The organism is Kitasatospora sp. NPDC002040, assembly GCF_040296785.1.
Lineage (GTDB): Bacteria > Actinomycetota > Actinomycetes > Streptomycetales > Streptomycetaceae > Kitasatospora.
On sequence record NZ_JBEOXV010000001.1, the window covers coordinates 372,573 to 388,129 of the forward strand.

Annotated in this window: 13 protein-coding genes; 6 read left to right on the forward strand and 7 right to left on the reverse strand. The window is 73.6% G+C overall.

All coding sequences use genetic code 11. The features are described from left to right. Positions 1–77: 77 nt before the first annotated feature. The gene (locus tag ABT118_RS01805) at positions 78–866 is read left to right on the forward strand and encodes an SURF1 family protein (protein ID WP_350644196.1); all 789 of its coding nucleotides are present in this window, start codon (positions 78–80) and stop codon (positions 864–866) included. Positions 867–875: 9 nt separating this feature from the next. Here ABT118_RS01805 and ABT118_RS01810 read toward each other — a convergent pair whose 3' ends face one another. From ABT118_RS01810 to ABT118_RS01820, 3 genes are all read right to left on the reverse strand, one after another. Beyond that, positions 876–1,148, reverse strand: coding sequence for a hypothetical protein (locus ABT118_RS01810; RefSeq protein WP_350644197.1), 273 nt, complete (start codon positions 1,146–1,148; stop codon positions 876–878). Beyond that, positions 1,145–2,962: a S9 family peptidase gene (locus ABT118_RS01815; protein WP_350644198.1), complete on the reverse strand. Its 1,818-nt coding sequence runs from the start codon at positions 2,960–2,962 to the stop codon at positions 1,145–1,147. Before ABT118_RS01815 ends, ABT118_RS01810 begins: the two co-directional genes overlap by 4 nt. A gap of 73 nt (positions 2,963–3,035) precedes the next feature. Then, on the reverse strand, positions 3,036–3,545 hold the full coding sequence (locus ABT118_RS01820; protein ID WP_350644199.1) for a hypothetical protein: 510 nt from the start codon (positions 3,543–3,545) through the stop codon (positions 3,036–3,038). A gap of 283 nt (positions 3,546–3,828) precedes the next feature. Between ABT118_RS01820 and ABT118_RS01825 the strand changes: the two genes are divergently transcribed. Both ABT118_RS01825 and ABT118_RS01830 read left to right on the forward strand, forming a co-directional pair. Beyond that, on the forward strand, positions 3,829–4,254 hold the full coding sequence (locus tag ABT118_RS01825; RefSeq protein ID WP_350644200.1) for a hypothetical protein: 426 nt from the start codon (positions 3,829–3,831) through the stop codon (positions 4,252–4,254). Between the two features lie 116 nt (positions 4,255–4,370). Beyond that, positions 4,371–4,592 carry a hypothetical protein gene (locus ABT118_RS01830; protein ID WP_350644202.1) on the forward strand — a complete coding sequence of 74 codons (222 nt, stop codon included), beginning with the start codon at positions 4,371–4,373 and terminating at the stop codon, positions 4,590–4,592. 27 nt (positions 4,593–4,619) lie between these two features. Here the strand turns inward: ABT118_RS01830 and ABT118_RS01835 are convergent, their stop codons facing one another. Next, positions 4,620–5,471, reverse strand: a complete 852-nt coding sequence (locus ABT118_RS01835; RefSeq protein WP_350644203.1) for an NAD(P)H-binding protein — start codon at positions 5,469–5,471, stop codon at positions 4,620–4,622. 127 nt (positions 5,472–5,598) lie between these two features. On the opposite strand from ABT118_RS01835, the gene ABT118_RS01840 reads away from it, so the two are divergent. Beyond that, positions 5,599–6,555 carry an AraC family transcriptional regulator gene (locus tag ABT118_RS01840; RefSeq protein WP_350644205.1) on the forward strand — a complete coding sequence of 319 codons (957 nt, stop codon included), beginning with the start codon at positions 5,599–5,601 and terminating at the stop codon, positions 6,553–6,555. Here the strand turns inward: ABT118_RS01840 and ABT118_RS01845 are convergent. After that, the gene (locus ABT118_RS01845) at positions 6,494–7,435 is read right to left on the reverse strand and encodes a LysR family transcriptional regulator (protein WP_350644206.1); all 942 of its coding nucleotides are present in this window, start codon (positions 7,433–7,435) and stop codon (positions 6,494–6,496) included. The two genes, ABT118_RS01840 and ABT118_RS01845, sit on opposite strands and share 62 nt — an antisense overlap. Positions 7,436–7,555: 120 nt before the next feature. Between ABT118_RS01845 and ABT118_RS01850 the strand changes: the two genes are divergently transcribed. After that, on the forward strand, positions 7,556–8,602 hold the full coding sequence (locus ABT118_RS01850) for an SDR family oxidoreductase (RefSeq protein ID WP_350644207.1): 1,047 nt from the start codon (positions 7,556–7,558) through the stop codon (positions 8,600–8,602). 77 nt (positions 8,603–8,679) lie between these two features. Here the strand turns inward: ABT118_RS01850 and ABT118_RS01855 are convergent, their stop codons facing one another. Together ABT118_RS01855 and ABT118_RS01860 are read right to left on the reverse strand one after the other, a co-directional pair. Further along, positions 8,680–11,517: an FtsX-like permease family protein gene (locus tag ABT118_RS01855; protein ID WP_350644209.1), complete on the reverse strand. Its 2,838-nt coding sequence runs from the start codon at positions 11,515–11,517 to the stop codon at positions 8,680–8,682. After that, positions 11,514–12,260: an ABC transporter ATP-binding protein gene (locus ABT118_RS01860; protein ID WP_350644211.1), complete on the reverse strand. Its 747-nt coding sequence runs from the start codon at positions 12,258–12,260 to the stop codon at positions 11,514–11,516. Before ABT118_RS01860 ends, ABT118_RS01855 begins: the two co-directional genes overlap by 4 nt. Positions 12,261–12,802: 542 nt before the next feature. Here ABT118_RS01860 and ABT118_RS01865 point away from each other — a divergent pair. Next, positions 12,803–15,325 (forward strand): PKD domain-containing protein, encoded by a 2,523-nt coding sequence (locus tag ABT118_RS01865; RefSeq protein ID WP_350644213.1) that lies wholly within the window; start codon positions 12,803–12,805, stop codon positions 15,323–15,325. The last annotated feature ends 232 nt before the right edge of the window (positions 15,326–15,557 follow it).

The following is a 15,557-nucleotide window of genomic DNA, read 5'->3' on the forward strand; positions in this document are numbered from 1 at the left end:
CATCCGGGCCCCTGGTCGGGCGCTGCGGGACGGCCCTGGTGTCGGGGAGCGGTGTAGGGGTGGTTACCGTGGTGCGTGTGTACCGGTTTCTCCTGACTTCGCGCTGGCTCGGCGGCACCGTGGTCGCCGTCCTGGCGGTCGTGGTCTGCCTGTTCCTCGGTTCCTGGCAGCTCAGCCGGTTCGAGGACCAGGTGAACCGGCACCAGGACGCCGTCCGCTCCGCCGACGCGGCCACCAGCGGAGCGGCGGTCCCGTTCGCGGAACTGCTGCCGGACCCGCAGGCCCGCGTCACCACCGAGACGGTCGGCCGCACCGTCACCCTGACCGGGCGCTACGACCCGGCCCATCAACTGCTCGTCCCGAACCGGACGGTGGACGGCAAGCAGGGCTACTACGTGCTCACCCCGCTCTGCCCGGGCGAGGGCCGCTGCGTCGCGGTGGTCCGCGGCTGGGCGCCGGGACAGGCCACCGGCCGGACCGCGCCGGAGGTGGGCACCGACCCGGTGACCGTCACCGGGCGGCTGCAGGCGCCGGAGAACAGCGGCAGCAACGGCGCGGTGGCCGGTGGGCTGCCGGTCGGGCAGCTGGGCACGATCAGCCCGGCGGCGCTGGTGAACGTGGTGCCGGACGTCGGCTACGACGGCTGGGTGGCCGCCGACACGGTGCCGGCCGGGCTGAGCGCGGTGCCGACGGTGCAGCCGGAGGGCGGCAACGGGCTGAGCCTGCGGGCGTTCCAGAACCTCGGCTACACGCTGGAGTGGTTCGTCTTCGGCGGCTTCGTGGTGTTCATGTGGTTCCGGCTGGCCCGCCGCGAGGCGGAGAACGCCAGGGACCGGGCCCTCGGACTGGACCCGGTCACCGACTAGCAGCAGCCCTCAGTCGTCGCAGTCGTCGCCGTCCGCGCTGCGGTGGGTCGAGCCCTTGTGGCTCTTGGCCTTCTTCGAGGACTTCGACGACTTCGAACTCTTCGACCCCTTGCTCGACTTGGCCAGCAGCTGGGCCGAGACCGGTGACACCTGGGAGGTGCCGGTCACCCCCGCCGAGCGGTTGTCGTCGCAGTCGTCGTCCGAGCCGGTCGAGCAGCCCGCCGCGCCCAGCAGCAGCGCCAGTACGGCGGCGGAGGCCGCCACCCCACGTCCGATGGTCAACGCGTTCTCCCCAGGTGCCGCCGTGCGAAGTCGATCTCCAGTCGGAGCTGCTTGATCCGCTCCTCGACCACCAGCGAGCCGTGCCCGGCATCGTAGCGGTAGACCTCGTGCTCCTTGCCGAGCTGTTCCAGCCGGGTGACGTAGTTGTCGATCTGCCGGATCGGGCAGCGCGGGTCGTTCAGCCCGGCGCTCAGGTAGACCGGGGCCTTGACCTGCTCGACGTAGGTCAACGGCGAGGAGGCGTGCCAGAGTTCGGGCACCTCCTCGGGCGAGCCGCCGAACAGCGTGCGGTCCAGCGACTTCAGCGCCTCCATCTCGTCCTCGTACGCGGTGAGGTAGTCCGCGACCGGGACGGCGGCCAGGCCGAGGGTCCAGCTGTCGGGCTGGGTGCCGAGGCCGAGCAGGGTGAGATAGCCGCCCCAGGAGCCGCCGGAGAGCACCAGCTGGGACGGGTCGGCCAGGCCGGAGTCGACCGCCCAGGCCCGGACGGCGGCGATGTCCTCCAGCTCGATCAGGCCGACCCGGCCGTGCAGGGCGTCGGTCCAGGCCTGGCCGTAGCCGGTGGAGCCGCGGTAGTTGACCCGGACCACCGCGAAGCCGTGGTCGAGCCAGGCGGCGGGGCCGGCCGCGAAGGAGTCGCTGTCGTGGTGGGTCGGTCCGCCGTGCACCTCGAACAGGGTGGGGAACGGGCCGCTGCCGGAGGGGCGTTGGACCAGCGCGTGCACCCGGCCGCCGGGGCCATCCACCCAGACGTCCTCGACCGGCACCGAGCCGGGCGGCACCGGGCCGGGGGCCCGCAGCACCACGGTGCCCGCGGTCGACCGGACCGCCGAGGGCTCGGCCGCGGAGGACCAGAGGAACTCCACCGTCCCGTCCGGCCGGGAGGTCGCACCGGAGACGGTGCCGCGCGGCGTGTCCAGCCGGGTCAGCTCGCCGGAGGCCAGCTCGTACGAGAACAGCTCGCTGCGTGCCTCGTACTCGTGCTCCACCAGCAGGGCGCGGGCGTCCGGGCGCCACTGGGCGGAGAGGTCGCCGGGGAACTCCCGGCCCTGGTCGTCGCGGAGGGTCAGCGCGGTCTCGGTGCCGGTGGCCACGTCCCAGAGGGCGGGCTCCCAGCGGCCGGTGCGCTGGTGGGCGATCAGCAGCCGGGTGTCGCCGTCGGCCGGGGCGAAGCCCAGGCAGGCCACCCCGCACGGGTTCTGACGCCCGGTCACCTCGTCCAGCTCGGCCACCGTGGCGCCGTCGGCGAGCCGGATCACCCGGATCGCGGAGTGCATCGCGTCACCGTGCTCGGTGTGGTCGATCGCCAGCAGGGCGGAGTCGTGGCTGAGGTCGCCGACCCCGCCGTACTCCTCGTGCCGGTAGACCTGCTCCACCTCGGTGGCGCCGGGGCGGCGCAGGTAGAGGGTGGTGCCGTCCTCGTCGCCCGAGGTGCCGACCACCACGGTGCCGTCCAGGCCGAGCGCCAGGCCGGCGTCGTACGCGGCGGGCACCCCCGGTACTGCCTGTTCGTCGGGGCCGCCGGTGAACGGCTGGCGGCGCCAGACGCCGAGCTCGTCGCCGTCGGTGTCGTCGAACCACCAGATCCACTCGCCGTCCGGGCTCAGCTCGGCGTCGGTGGTCCCGTTCGAGCGGGAGGTCACCTGGCGGTGGGTGTCGGCCGCCCGGTCCCAGGCGTAGATCTCGTACGTGCCGGTCGAGTTGGAGACGTAGAGGGCTCGTTCGGGGGCCTGCTCGGCCCAGTCGGGCAGGGAGACCCGCGCCGCCCGGAACCGCTGCTCCCACTCCGGTACGGGACTCTTCTCGTTGCTCATCCCCCCATCAAACCCGATCCCGGCGGCCCGGCGGAACGCCGCGGACGCGCGGAACGGGGTACCGGCCGCCGGCTCAGGGGAACGCGCACTCCACCACCCGGATCCGGTCCCGCCAGACCGTCACCGCCGTGGAGCCGCCGCCGGGGCCGCCGAAGGACTCGGCCAGGGCCCGGTCGAACGAGCCGGACTCCAGGGCGTCGGCCAGCTGCCTGGCCCGGCCGAACCTGGCCCGGTCCGGGCCCTGGTACGGCAGCCGGCGCCAGCGCAGCGGGGAGGGGCCCGGGCCGTAGTGGTGGCCGCCGAGGCTGGGGTGGGGGAGGTCGAGCGAGAGCGCGTACAGGTCCTGTTCGGCGTGGTCGGCCGTGGTGCGGAACCAGGGCGGGCCGATCCGGAGCCCGGCCGAGCCGGACTCGCCGAGGCCGGGGCCGATCTGGGACCAGCCGAAGGCCGCGATCACCGGGTCCCGGAGCACCGCTTCGAACAGCGGCCGGAGCGCCGAGAGCGGGCGCTGCGGCACCCGGGTCGCGACGGGTTGGCGGCTCCGCTGGATCGGGACTCCGAAGAACTCGGTCGACATGCTCACGGATGGCCTCCTGCTGCTGCTCTGATCTGCTGCGCTGAACCCTCGGTCGTTGCTCGCGGACAGGACCTTACCTAGATGCGTTCGCGAACGCGAACACGTATTCGATTTATTTTCGATTCGCGGGGCACGTCACCGAACCGGCTGGTCATGGGCGCCGGTAAGTGGCAGCATCGGCAGGTTGGCGCTGTTAGCCTCGTTCGCGAACGCGGCTGTCGGCCCGCCGACCGCCCGTGCTCTCGCCCAGGCCGGGGCGAGGGGAGAGTGCCGCGAGGGAGACCACGAGATGCCTGCGACGACGACCGGCGGGGCCGACGACGCGCTCTCCCGGCTGGTCCGCGAGGCCCTCGACCGCCCAGGCGTGACCTTCCGCCGGCTCACCGAGTCCACCGTCGACCCGGCCACCGGCTACCGCCCCGGCACCACCTGGCTGCACAAGCTGGTCCGCAACGAGGTGGTCCGCGCGCCCGAGCCGCAGGTGCTCCGCGCGCTCGCCGCCGGGCTCGGCCTGCCGCTGCTCCGGGTCCAGCAGGCCGCCGCGGCGCAGTACCTGGACTACGTGACCACCGAGCTGACCGGCCTGCCCGCCGACGCCCGGGCCATCGTGGCGCACCTGGCCGAGCTCGACCCGGCCGACCTGCCCAAGGTCCGGGCCGTGATCGAGGCCTTCGTGGCCGGTCGGAGTGCTCCCCGGGGCCCCGGCGAAGGCTGATTGTCAGACCCGTGCGGTATTGCGGTACCGCGCCTTCCTCGCCAGCCCCCATAATCGGGTGTACGTTCGATTCCGTCCCGGGTCGAACGCGTCCGCCGTCGCCGGGAGGGGGCCGTATGAACAGAGTCACCTGGTACCACGCCGAACTCGACGACGGTGCTCCCCTCGTCCTGCTCACCTTCCCGGACGAGTCCGTCCTGATCGGCGACCCGCGCACCCTGCCGCCGAACCTGCTCCCCGACCTGGCCGCCACGCTGGCCAGCGGCCCGCTCACCGCGACCCGGATCGCGGAGCTGATGGCTGAGCTCTGGCGACCGCAGCTCGGCCCGCCGGCCTGAGCGGCCGCCCGGGTTTTCGCTTGGCGGTCAGCGGAAGGCCGCGGCGTGCTCGGCCGCCCAGGCCGCCAGGGTGCGGGCCGGGGCGCCGGTGACGTCCTGCACCGTGCTGGAGACCGGCTCGGGCGAGTCGATCCGGGCGGCCATGAAGTCCAGGGCGCCGTCGACGATGCCGGCCGGCCAGCCGGTGCCCAGCAGCCGTTCGCGGGCGGCGGCCCGGGGGAGCTCCTCCCATCGCAGCGCCCGCCCCACTGCCCGGCCGATGATCGCCAACTGCTCGGCCTGGGTGGGCGACTGGGGGCCGGTCAGGTCGTACGCGGAACCGTTGTGCCCGTCCTCGGTCAGGGCGCGGGCCGCTACGGCGGCGATGTCCCGCTCGTCGATCAGGGTCAGCCCGGCGGCGCCGCCGTAGCCCCGCACCGTGCCGTCGGCGCGGATCTCCGGCGCCCAGCGGAGCGTGTTGGCCATGAAGCCGTGCGGCCGCAGGAAGGTGTGCCGCAGGCCGGAGTCCGCGATCAGCCGCTCCAGTTCGGCATCCGGCCGCCCGGGTGACTCGGGCCCCCGGCCGGGGACGTCGCGGACGGCGGCCGAGGAGAGCAGGACCACCCGCCGGGCCTGCCGCGCGATCCGCCCCACCACCTCGGCGGCCCCGTCGGAGGTTCCCAACGGCCAGGCCAGGAAGACGCTTTCGACCCCGGCCAGGGCCTGCTCCAGCGACCGGGGCACGGTCAGATCGCCGGTCACCGCCACCGCTCCGTCGGCCCGCGCTCCGGGGTCCGCCCGCCGGGTCAGCGCCCGTACCTCGTGCCCGGCGGCCAGCAGCTCCGCCACCACGTGCCGCCCGACCGCACCGGCCGCGCCCGTCACCAGAATCCTCGCCATGTCCCGCTCCCTCTGCCCGTCCTGACGTCTGCTCAATGACCGTATGGGCGCAGCCGGAGCGGACCAATGCGTTCTCGTCCGCACTTCATACGCGATCGTCCACAGGCTGTGGACGTATCCTCGCCGGATGGACGTCCTGAGCGATGTGGTCTCCGTCATGCGCACCGGCGAACCCCGGTCGGCCCGGGTCGAGTGGTACGCGCCGTGGGGGCAGCACTTCCTGCCGGGGCGCGGGGTGGGGTTCCAGCTGGTGCTGCGCGGATCGTGCTGGCTGGTCCCGGAACACGGCGAGCCGTACGAACTGGGCGCGGGCGACCTGGTGTTCATGCCCCGCGGGCACGGCCACGCGCTGGCCGACCATCCGTCGACCCCGCTGCGGGAAGCCAGCTGCGACGCACCGGACGACGGCTCCCGGGTCGAACTCCGCTACGCCGCACCGCCGGTGGGGCGCCCGCGCCCGGACGGTCCGGAGCCGGGTGCGGTCACACTGTGCGGGGCGTACCAGCTCGACCCCGGGCGGGCGCACCCGCTGCTGGACGAACTGCCCGACCTGCTGTACCTGCCCGCCGGGCCCGGCCGGCCGCCCGAGATCCGGTCCGCCGTCGAGCTGCTGGCCGGTGAGCTGGAGCGTCCCCGGCTCGGTGCGGACACCGTCGTTCCGGCGCTGCTGGACCTGTTGCTGCTGTTCGTGCTGCGCACCTGGTTCGACCAACGGCCGCCACCGGAACGGGCGGTGGGCTGGGCCGCCGCGCTGAACGACCCGGCGACCGGGGCTGCCCTGCACGCCATGCACCGTGCCCCGGGGCACCCCTGGACGGTCGAGCAGTTGGCCGCGCTGACCGGGCTCTCCCGGGCCGCCTTCGCCAAGCGCTTCAGTGCGTTGGTGGGCCGCCCGCCGCTCGGGTACCTGACCTGGTGGCGGCTGACCACGGCGGCCCGGCTGCTGCGGGAGTCGGACGCGACGCTCGGCGCGATGTCGGCCCGGGTCGGCTACACCTCGGAGTACGCCCTGGCCAACGCGTTCAAGCGCGAGTTCGGGATGGCGCCGGGACGGTACCGGCGGCAGCAGCGGGCCCGCGGTTGAGGTGTCCGGTGGCCTCCCGGACCAGGACGGTCAGGAAGGCGGCGGTCAGCGGGTCGGGTTCGGTCCTGGTCCAGACGGCCAGCGGGCGTCTGACCGGCGGCTCGGGCCGCAGCAGCCGGCCGTCGAAGCCGGGCGGGACGACGTGCGCGGCCGCCAGGGTCGGGCCGAGTCCGGCAGCGGCCAACAGCGGTGCGGCAGCGGTCTGTTTGGTCCGGACCGCGGCCCGGGGGCGGAAGCCGGCCGCCGCGCAGACCCGGTCCAGCAGCTCGGCCAGGCCGTTGCCGGGGGTGTAGTGCACCCAGGCGCGGTCGGCGAGCGCGGCCAGCTCGACCCGGTCGGCGCCGTCCGCCGCCACCGGGTCGTCCGCCGCGACCACCACCACGAACTCCTCCTCGCCCAGCGGGTGGACCGGCCCGCTCCAGCCGGGCGGCGGCGGCCCGAGGGCCAGGTCGGCCTGCCCGGCGGCCATCGCGTCGCGCAGCTCGTCGGCGTGCCGGTGCTCGAACAGCCGGATGCCGATGTCGGGCCGGGCCCGCCGCCAGGCCCGCAGCACCACCGGCAGCAGCCCGAGGCTGTAGCCGTACAGCGTGGCCAGCTCCACCTCGCCGCTCGCGGTGCCGGCGGTCCGGCGGGCGGCGAGCTCGGCCCGCTGGGCCTCGGCCAGGGCGGCCCGGGCGTGCGGGAGCATCGCGCGCCCGGTGGGGGTGAGCCGGACCAGGCGGGGGAGGCGTTCCAGCAGCGGTCCGCCCGACTGGCGCTCCAGTACCCGGATCTGGTGGGACAGCGCGGGCTGGGTGACGTGCAGCAGCTCGGCGGCGCGGGTGAACGAGCCCTGGTCCACGATCGCCACCAGGTACTCCAACTGCCTCAGCGTCACCATGAGCCGATGTTATGACAGTCAGTAGAAAGAGAACCTGGACTCATGGCACGGGCCCGACGGAGGATCGGTGCAGGCCCGCAGCAGCGGTGCCGGCGCCAACACCCCCGGGAGCATCGGGACATGAGGACCGCACTTGTCGTCGGAGCGAACGGAGTGATCGGCCGCAACCTGGTCGACCACCTGGTGGAGACCGGCGAGTGGGAGGTGGTCGGCCTGTCCCGCCGGGGCGGCGAACCGGCCGAGCGGGTGCGGTACATCAGCGTGGACCTGCTCGACCGGGCCGACACCGAGGCGAAGCTGGCCGGGCTCACCGAGGTCACCCACGTCTTCTACACCGCCTACCAGGACCGGCCGACCTGGGCCGAGCTGGTGCCGCCCAACCTGGCGATGCTGACCCACGTGATCGAGGCGATCGAGCCGGTCGCGCCGGGCCTGCGGCACGTCAGCCTGATGCAGGGGTACAAGGTGTACGGCGCCCACCTCGGCCCGTTCAAGACCCCGGCCCGCGAGAGCGACCCGTACTTCATGCCGCCGGAGTTCATGCACGACCAGCAGGAGTACCTGACGGACCGGCAGCTCGGGAAGGACTGGACCTGGTCGGCGATCCGTCCCTCGGTGGTGACCGGATTCGCGCTCGGCAACCCGATGAACCTGGCCATGGTGATCGCCGTGTACGCCGCGATCTCCAAGGAGTTGGGCCTGCCGCTGCGCTTCCCCGGCAAGCCCGGTGCGTACGACGCGCTGCTGGAGGTCACCGACGCCGGCCTGCTGGCGCGGGCCACCGTCTGGGCGGCGACCGACGAGCGGTGCGCCAACCAGGCGTTCAACATCAACAACGGCGACCTGTTCCGGTGGAGCGAGCTCTGGCCGAGGATCGCCGGGTTCTTCGAGCTGCCGACCGCCCCCGGCCTGCCGCTCGCGCTCGACACGGTGATGGCGGACAAGGAACCGGTCTGGGACGCCATGGTCGCCAAGTACGGTCTGGCGCCGAACAGTTACCGCGAGGTGTCGTCCTGGGGGTTCGGCGACTTCGTCTTCTCCTGGGACTACGACATGTTCGCCGACGGGTCGAAGGCGCGGCGGTTCGGCTTCCACGAGTTCGTCGACACCGAGGCGATGTTCCTGGAGATCTTCGCGGACCTCCGCCGCCGCCGGGTGATCCCGTAGCCCTACCGTCCCCGGACCGGCAGCGGCCCTGCCGGGTCTCCCCGGCAGGGCCGCCGTAGCTCGGATCCGTCGGTCCGTCACTCCGTCCGACGGGCCAGCGGCACCCGCGAGCGGGTGAAGCCGGCCGCGAGCAGCCAGGAGAGCAGGGGCAGGCCGACCGCCAGCGCGGCCAGGAAGGCCCACGGGATCACCAGCGGTCCGGCGGTCGCCACCTGGAGGCTCCCGCTGGAGCCGGCCCCGCCGGTGAAGCCGAGGTTGAGCACCCGCTGGATCGCGGCGGCGGGCACCAGGCCCGCCAGCACCCCGGTCACGGCCCCCATCCCGGCGACCACGGCGCACTGGAATCCCGACAGCCGGCGCCGGACGCCCGGGGGAGCGCCCACGGCCGCCAGCGTTGCCAGGTCGCCCTGGGTGTCCGTCGCCGCCAGCCCGGTGGCGATGGCGGCGGCCGCGATCGCCACGGCTGCGGCGGCGATCGCCAGTCCGAGCACGACGGCGTTGGCGGAGCCCGCCTGGTAGCCGCGCTCGACGCTGAGCTTCCCGTGGTCGCCGGTCTGGACGACGGCCGCCTTGGTGCGCTGCTCCTCGGCCGAGGCCAGGGTCCGGGCGGGCCGCCAGACCGACTCGGTCGAGCTCGGGAGCAGCCCGGCCGCCTGGGCGGCGGTCGGCGACAGCACCGCACGGGCGCCCTGCACCTCGCCCTGGACCAGGGTGCCCGGCAGGCTGACCGTGCTGAGCTGGTTGCCGTCCGGGCCGGTGGCGCCGTACCGGGTGAGCTGGAGGACGACCTTGCCGTCCACCAGGTAGCGCGGGTCCTGCACCAGCACCCGGCCCTGGTCGAGCGCCTGGGTGGCTGCGGGGGAGTCCACGCCGAGCAGGTTGTGCAGCACGGTGGCGTCGCCGCTGATCAGCTCGCGGATGTCGTCGGGCTCGCGCAGCAGGGTCGCGCAGGCGGGGTTGGCAGCCGCCGCCCGCTGCACTCCCAGGTCGATCGCCCCGGGGCCGGACAGGTCCGGGCAGTTGCCCTGGATCAGCAGCCGCGCGTTGCCGCAGAAGGAGCCGGGCGCCCCGTCGCAGGCCCCGTAGCCGAGCACGGCCAGGTCCGCCCGGCGTCCCAGATCGGGGACGGTCCGCTCGATCGCGGTCCGCAGGTCGGTGGCGTTCTTCGCGCTGGCCGGGGCCGAGACATGGCCCCCCTCCGAGACCGGGTACGCCCGCAGGACCACGGCGCCGGTGGGCGCCGAGGCGGAGTACGAGGACCGGGAGGCCGAGTCGCTGCTCGACTGGAAGGTCAGCACCGCGACCGCGCCGGCCACGGCGGCCATCACGGCCGCGACGGCGGGTGCGGTGCGGCCGCGGTGCCGGGCCGAGTCGCGCAGCGCCAGCCGGGACGAGAGCGGGAGGAAGCGGCCGAGCCGGCCGAACAGGCTCACCAGCAGCGGGGTGCAGGCGATCAGTCCGAGTTCGGCGAGCACCGAGCCGGCCAGCACAGACCTCGACCCGGTGGACTCGACCCGGCCGAGCAGCGCGACCGCCACCCCGGTCAGGATCAGGCCCGCACCGGCGAAGGCCAGCCACCTGGCCGGCGGCCGGGCGGTGACCCGGCCGGTGAGCGCGGCCAGTACCGGCTGCCGGGCGGCCTGGACCGCCGGCACGATCGCGGCCAGCAGCCCGGTGACCAGACCGATCGTCATGATGCCGAGCAGATCGGCCGGTTCGAGCGCGAAGTGGCCGAACCGGACACCGGAACGGGCCTCCAGCCACGACCGGCCCGCCAGTACGGCGAGCCCGCCGAGCACCGCACCCGCGGCGGCGCCCGCCGTACCGAGCACGATGCCGCCGCCGAGCACCACCCGGCGGACGTGCGCGCGGTTGCCGCCGCAGGCCGCCAGCAGCCCGAGCTGCCGCCGCGACCGGCGGGCCCCGACCGCGAACGCGGGACCGGCCAGCAGCACGATCTCCAGCAGGGCCATCCCGACCACGGTGACCGCGATGGTGCGCTTGTTGAACGCGGTCCGGTCGTCCTCGGCCCGGGTGCTCGAACTGACCGCCGTGGCCGGCGGCGGGTCGGCGAGCACGGCGCGCGAAGCCACCGTGAAGCCGTACGCGTTGGCGTTCTGCACCGCCTCCCAGCTGAAGGCGGCGTGGCCGGGCAGGGCGAGCAGGTAGTCCCGGGCGCCGGGCGCCGTGGGGCTCGTGCTCTCCTCGGGCAGCGCCGCGAGCAGCCCGCTCAGCTCGCCGGGGCGGCCGGTCAGCCGGGACACCTTCAGGTCGCCGGGGTACTCGACCTCGGCGGTGATCCGCAGCGGCTGGGTGGTGCCCTTGAGAGTGGTGTCCTGCCCGACCTTCAGGCCGGAGTCGGTCAGGAAGCCGGTGGACGCCGCGATCTCGTACGGCGCGGCGGGCCAGCTGCCCTGACGGAGCGTCGTGATCCCCCGGGCGAGCGGATCGGCCAGGTCCAGGCCCCAGGTCTGGGTCTGCCCCTGGCCGTACGAGGTGCTGGTCAGGTGGGAGACGACGGTGGCCTCGACCGGAAGGAGCCTGGCCTCGGCCGGGAGCGCCTGCTTCAGCAGCCGCTCCAGCGGCAAGGCGGCCCTGGCCTCCTCCTCCGGGGTGGGCGTGGGCTTCGGGCCGCTCTGGGACAGGACCGTGGTGGTCCGCGGGTCCGGGTCCGGTGCCTGCACCAGCCGCCAGCCGGGCTGCCGGCCGGTGCTGACGTACGCGTCGGCGGTGCCCATCAGGCGGGTGCTGCGCTCCTGCGGGGTCAGCTGGCTGCTGCGGGCGACGATGTCGGCGCCGGTGACACCCACCACCGGGAGCGCGATCATGGCGATGATGAGGGCGCTGCGGCCCTTGGCGCGGAGCGCGTCGCGGCGGGCGATGCGGAGCGCGGCCCGCCAGGCGGAGAGGCTCATCGGGCCACGTCCGTCCCGGCGGCGGAGTCGTCCTGCCGTTCCCGCTCCTCGATCACCTGACCGTCGGTCAGCATCACCACCCGGTCCGCCCAGGCCGCGTGCCGGGAGTCGTGGGTGACCATGACGGCCGCCGCCCCGGCGTCGCAGCGGGCCCGCAGGACGGCCAGCACGGTCTCGCCGGTGGTCGAGTCGAGGGCGCCGGTCGGCTCGTCCGCCAGCACCAGCCGGCGTTCGCCGACCAGGGCCCGGGCGATCGCGACGCGCTGCTGCTGACCGCCGGACAGCTGGTCGGGGAAGCGGTTGGCGAGGTCGGCGACCCCGGTCTCGGCGAGTGCGCTGAGCGCCTCGGTGCGGGCCCGCCGGGTGGAGACGCCGTCCAGCTCGCGCGGCAGCGAGACGTTCTCGGCGGCGGTCAGCGCGGGGATCAGGTTGAAGTCCTGGAACACGTAGCCGATCGCCCGGCGGCGGACGGCCGACAACGCCGCCCCGGACAGCTTGCCCAGGTCCTGCCCCTCCACCCGGACCTGCCCCGAGCTGGCACTGTCCAGTCCCCCGGCCAACGTGAGCAGGGTCGACTTGCCCGACCCGCTGGGGCCCATGACGGCCACGAACTCCCCGGGACGGACCGTCAGGTCGATCCCGCGCAGGGCATGCACCCGGTTCGGGCCGTTGCCGTGCACCCGGGACACGCCCCGCAGGCGCAGGACCGCGCCCTCGGGGTCCCTGATCTCTGTGGTTGTCACTCGTCGGCTCCTTCTTCTCTGCCCTCGCCGCCCTCGCCCGAGGTGCCGGGCGCAGGCGCGGCTGCCGTTCCCCGTGGAGCCCGGTCCCCCCGGCCCGTCGGGGGCCGACACCCCGTCACTGTGCTGGCAGGCCGGTCGGTGAAGCACCGAAGAAGCCTGCATACCGAGTATGTATACCCGGTATGCAGGTCTACGTACAAGGGGAGACGCCCGTGGGAGGTGGTTCGGTTTCGTCGCCCCGGCAGCGCGAACCCGCAGGTCGGACCGCCTCCGGCCGCCCGTCCGACCGGGGCGAGGAGCGCGGTGGCGGCGAGCGGGCGAAGGATCTGCACGGGCCGCGGGATCTGAAGGCGGACGGGCCGACGCGGCGCCACGGCGACCGGCCGGACGATCGTGCAGTGACGAACCGTCGCGGTGAAGCGGTACCCCGGCAGCCGGGGCCGGAACGCCTCGGGGATACTGCTGTGCGCGTCGCCGGGTGATCGACATCCCTCCGCGGAGGAGGAGTCGCCGGCCGTCGCTCGTCCACTGGGGGATCAATCTTGCCAACACGTCGTCATGTCGGTCTGGCCGCAGCCTTCGTCAGCTCCACCGTGCTCGGAGCGGCACTGCCGGGCTTCGCCGCACAGGCCGATCCGACCACGCTCTACGTCAACAGCGCAGCCGGGATCTGCTCGGTGAGCGGACCGGGGTCCGAGGCGCAGCCGTTCTGCACCGTGCAGGCAGCGGCGGACGCCGCGCAGCCCGGTCAGACCGTGCAGATCGCACCCGGGAGCTACCCGGAGCAGGTCACCGTCACCCGCTCGGGCACCGAGGGCCATCCCATCACCTTCAAGGGTGCCGCGAACTACACCCAGGCCACCGCTGTGGTCGGCGTCCACCCGAGCAACGCGAACGCACCGACCCGGTCGCGCGCCTTCGTGCTCTCCGGCGTGCACGACGTCGTGGTGACCGGCCTGCGCCTGCAGGCGCTCCAGGAGGCGGTCCTGGTCTCGGACGCCGACCGCATCACGGTGGACGCGAACTCCCTCCGGCCGATCGGGTTCGCCGCTCCGCGGGCGGTACCCGGCATCCGGCTCACCGGGCGGACCACGGACTCGAAGGTCAGCCGGAACTTCGTCTACAAGGGCCAGAGCGGCATCGCGGTCGACGCCGGGGTCACCGGCGCAGTGGTCACGACCAACCTGGTCACGCTCAAGGGCGCGGGCATCACGGTCACCGACGCCCCTGGCACCGTACTGGCCGGCAACACGGTCTCCGCCGACTGCGGGGTCCCCGTGGTGCTCGCCGGAAACTCGGCGAACTCGGTGATCGTGAACAACGTCCTCTCGTCCGACAGCGATGGTGAGCTGTGCCCCACCCAGCCGGACCTGACGGTCTCGGCGGCCTCGGTCAGCGGGACCAGGGCGGACTACAACGTGGTGTCCTTCGGACCGGGCAAGACGAACTACGCCTGGGGCGGCAGTACGTACACTTCTCCGGCCGCATTCACCACCGCGACCGGTCGGGGCGGCCACGACGTGGCCGGCGCCGAGTACGACCTGAGCGAACCCATGCCGGCGGCCGTTGACTCGGCCGACGCCACCGCACCCGGCATGCCGGCCACCGACATCCTGGGCAAGTCGCGGATCGACGACCCTTTGGTCGCCAACACGGGCACCGGCGCCGGCACCGTGGACCGCGGGGCGGTCGAACTCCAGGACCGGCTCTCGTCCAGCGTCCAGGGCAGGCCGAGCCAGGAACTCTGGCGCCTGCTGGACGTGAACATCACGGCCCGGGCGAACGAAGCCTGGGGCCCGGTCACCGGGACGCTGGACTTCGGCGACGGCAGCCCGAAGGCAGCGGTCACCGACTGGGCCCAGGTGACCCACACCTACCCGAGCTCCGGCACCTACACCCTCACCTACACCGTCACCGACGGCGTCGTCACCAGCACGAGCACCAGCACGGTCACCCTCGACCCGATCGGGCCGATCAAGCCGGTGGTCTCGTCGTGGCAGCAGGACTGGTCCGTGCCCCGCACGTCGCTCAACGTCTACGCGGAAAGCCCTTGGCCCATCACCAAGTTCACGCTGGACTTCGGTGACGGTTCGCCGAAGGTGACCGCCCCGGGACCGTACTCCCCGGACGCGTTCGTGCACACCTTCCCGGGCTCCGGCACGTACCAGGTGGTCGCGACGGTGACCGACGACCACGGTCGTACGGCCACCAGGACCGAGCCCCTCCAGGTGGGCAAGCTGCTGCCGCTGAACCGCACCATCGAGGCGGTGAAGTACGGGCGCGTGACGGAGATGTACAACGACGGCGGCGTCTGGCACGACAGCGGCCTCGTCATCGGGGCGTCGTCGTCGCTGATCCCCGCGAGCGCGCTCGCCTTCACGTACAGCCCGTCGGGCGCCCGCGTGATCGAGGCGGTCGAGAACGGCGTGCTGCACGAGATCTACTCGGCCCCGGACGGCTGGCACGACGCCCCGATCGTCGGCGCCGGTGCCAACATCACCGCCCTCTCGTTCGCCTACAGCCCGTCAGGCGCCCGGGTGATCGAGGCGATCGAGAATGGTGTCCTGCACGAGATCTACTCGGCCCCGGACGGCTGGCACGACAACCCGATCGAGGGCGTCGCACCGAATGTCACCGCGATGAGCTTCGCCTACAACGCGGCCGGTCAGCGGGTCATCCAGGCGATCGAGAACGGCGTGCTGCACGAGATCTACTCGGCCGCCGACGGCTGGCACGACAACCCGATCGAGGGCGTCGCACCGAACGTCACCGCCCTGAGCTTCGCCTACAACCCCGCCGGCCAGCGCGTCATCGCGGCCGTCGAGAACGGCGTGCTGCACGAGATCCGCTCGGCCGCCGACGGCTGGCACGATACCCCGATCCCCGGCGCCGGCACCGACATCAAGAGCCTCTCCCTCAAGGTCCGCCCCACCGGCGACCGCGTCATCGAGGCCGTCGAGGGCAACACCCTGCACGAGATCTACACCAACGCAGGCACCTGGTACGACTCCGCCACCCCCATCAACGGCGGCGACCTGACCTCCATCTCCCTCAACCTGCGCTGACCCCACCCTCCCCAGCCGGCACGGCCCACCCACCCGGGCGGTCCCCGCGCAACGACTCAGGGCCCCACCGGATCCCTCCGGCGGGGCCCTGAGCCGTGGTCCTCGGGCGCACCAGGGCCAGCGGCGCTGACGTCCGCTCAGCCTGCAGCTCGGCGGCAACTGACGCGGGATCACGCCCACAGTGACGGATGGACAGTTCTGACGGCCGGTCACGCAGAACGAGGAAGGGCCC

Bases quoted from the DNA above. Each gene is read 5' to 3' on its own strand.
- ABT118_RS01815 (WP_350644198.1), bottom strand. From the start codon at position 2,962: ATGAGCAACGAGAAGAGTCCCGTACCGGAGTGGGAGCAGCGGTTCCGG.
- ABT118_RS01835 (WP_350644203.1), bottom strand. From the start codon at position 5,471: ATGGCGAGGATTCTGGTGACGGGCGCGGCCGGTGCGGTCGGGCGGCAC.
- ABT118_RS01845 (WP_350644206.1), bottom strand. From the start codon at position 7,435: ATGGTGACGCTGAGGCAGTTGGAGTACCTGGTGGCGATCGTGGACCAG.
- ABT118_RS01830 (WP_350644202.1), top strand. From the start codon at position 4,371: ATGAACAGAGTCACCTGGTACCACGCCGAACTCGACGACGGTGCTCCC.
- ABT118_RS01840 (WP_350644205.1), top strand. From the start codon at position 5,599: ATGGACGTCCTGAGCGATGTGGTCTCCGTCATGCGCACCGGCGAACCC.
- ABT118_RS01855 (WP_350644209.1), bottom strand. From the start codon at position 11,517: ATGAGCCTCTCCGCCTGGCGGGCCGCGCTCCGCATCGCCCGCCGCGAC.
- ABT118_RS01850 (WP_350644207.1), top strand. From the start codon at position 7,556: ATGAGGACCGCACTTGTCGTCGGAGCGAACGGAGTGATCGGCCGCAAC.
- ABT118_RS01825 (WP_350644200.1), top strand. From the start codon at position 3,829: ATGCCTGCGACGACGACCGGCGGGGCCGACGACGCGCTCTCCCGGCTG.